This window comes from Variovorax sp. 20P10.2.4 (assembly GCF_058244205.1).
Genome location: NZ_JBZAYE010001076.1, coordinates 1 through 1,527, shown reverse-complemented (window position 1 = coordinate 1,527; position 1,527 = coordinate 1). Strand labels below are relative to the sequence as shown.

Here is a 1,527-nt window from a genome sequence, read left to right as displayed (position 1 = left end):
ATGCCCACGCGCTGCAGCAGGTTCAGCGCCTCGGCGCGGGCCTGCTTGGAGGTGAGCCCACGGTGCAGGCGCAGCGGCTCGCCGACCTGGCGCGCGATGGTGTGGACCGGGTTCAGGGCCGTCATCGGCTCCTGGAAGATCATGCCGATGCGGTTGCCGCGGATCCGGCACATGGCGGACTCGGGCTGCCCGATGAGCTCCTGGCCGTCCAGGCGGATGCTGCCCGTGACCTTGGCGGTGGCGGGCAGCAGGCCCATGAGGGACATGACCGTGATGGACTTGCCGCAGCCCGACTCGCCCACGATGCCGAGGGTCTGGCCGCGCTCGAGCGAGAAGGAGACGCCGCGCACGGCCTGGGCGGGGCCGCGCTGGGTCTGCAGGCCGATGTGGAGGTTGTCGACTTCGAGGAGGGGCATGGGGTTGTTGGTTGCCATGTCGCTCACCTCGCGCGCGCCAGGCGCGGATCGAGCAGGTCGCGCAGGCCGTCGCCCAGCAGGTTCAGGCCCAGCACCGCCAGCGCGATGGCCATGCCCGGGAAGACGGCCAGCAGGGGCTGCTGGAACATCAAGGTCTGCGCCTCGCTGAGCATGCGGCCCCAGGACGGTTGCGGCGGCTGCGTGCCCAGCCCGAGGTAGGACAGAGCAGCCTCGGCCAGGATCGCGATGGCGAAGCGGATGGTGATCTGCACGATCAGCACCGCCGAGATGTTGGGCAGCACGTGCTGCATGGTGATGGCGAATGATCCCTTGCCGCAGGCACGGGCGGCGGCCACGTACTCGCGCGACCAGATGGCGTTGGCCGATGCTCGCGTGATGCGCGCGAAGGTGGGGATGTTGTAGATGCCGATGGCGATGATGGCGTTGACGATGCCCGCGCCGAAGACGGCCGTCATCATGATGGCCGAGAGGATGGCGGGGAAGGCCAGCGAGAAGTCGGAGAAACGCATGATGGCTTCCTCGACCCAGCCCCGTCGAGCGGCGGCCAGCAGGCCCAGGGCGGTGCCTACCACCAGGCCGATGCCGACCGCGATGACGCCCACGAGGATGGAGGCGCGGGCCCCCACCAGCAGCAGCGAGGCCACGTCGCGCCCGAAGGCGTCGGTGCCCAGCCAGTGGCTGGCCGAGGGCGCCTGCATCTTGTTGGCCATGTCCATGGCGTAGGGCGAGTAGGGCGTCCAGAGGTAGGAGACCAGGGCCGCGAGCAGCAGCAGGGCGGCGAGCACGCCGCCGATGACGAAGCTGCGGTGGTGGCGCGCGCGCTGCCAGAAGCCGGGCAGCTTGAGGGCGGCGGCCGAAGGCACGGCCAGGGAAGCGGGAGTGGCGCTCATATGTCGCTCGCCTTGATGCGCGGGTCGATGACGGCATAGAGCACGTCGACCACGAAGTTGACGATGACGACCATGGCCGCGAGCAGCATGACGCAGTTGCGCACGACGATGAGGTCGCGGTTGCTGATGGCCTGGAAGATCAGGCGGCCCAGGCCCGGCAGGTAGAACACGTTCTCCACCACGATGGTGCCGGCCAGCAG

At 69.4% G+C, this 1,527-nt stretch carries 3 protein-coding genes; all 3 read right to left on the bottom strand.

The annotated features are described in order from the left end of the window. Positions 1 to 416 (bottom strand): ATP-binding cassette domain-containing protein (locus AC27VN_RS41215; protein WP_490880475.1); only part of this gene is annotated, 416 nt, incomplete at its 3' end. Positions 417 to 439: 23 nt separating this feature from the next. Further along, complete coding sequence (locus tag AC27VN_RS41210) at positions 440 to 1,327, bottom strand: ABC transporter permease (protein ID WP_413764433.1); 888 nt, start codon at positions 1,325 to 1,327, stop codon at positions 440 to 442. Beyond that, positions 1,324 to 1,527, bottom strand: a 204-nt coding sequence (locus AC27VN_RS41205; RefSeq protein ID WP_490880474.1) for an ABC transporter permease subunit, incomplete at its 5' end; no start/stop codon positions are given. The genes AC27VN_RS41210 and AC27VN_RS41205, both read right to left, overlap by 4 nt.

Coding starts and splice junctions, on each gene's coding strand:
- AC27VN_RS41210 (WP_413764433.1), bottom strand. CDS start 1,327: ATGAGCGCCACTCCCGCTTCCCTGGCCGTGCCTTCGGCCGCCGCCCTC.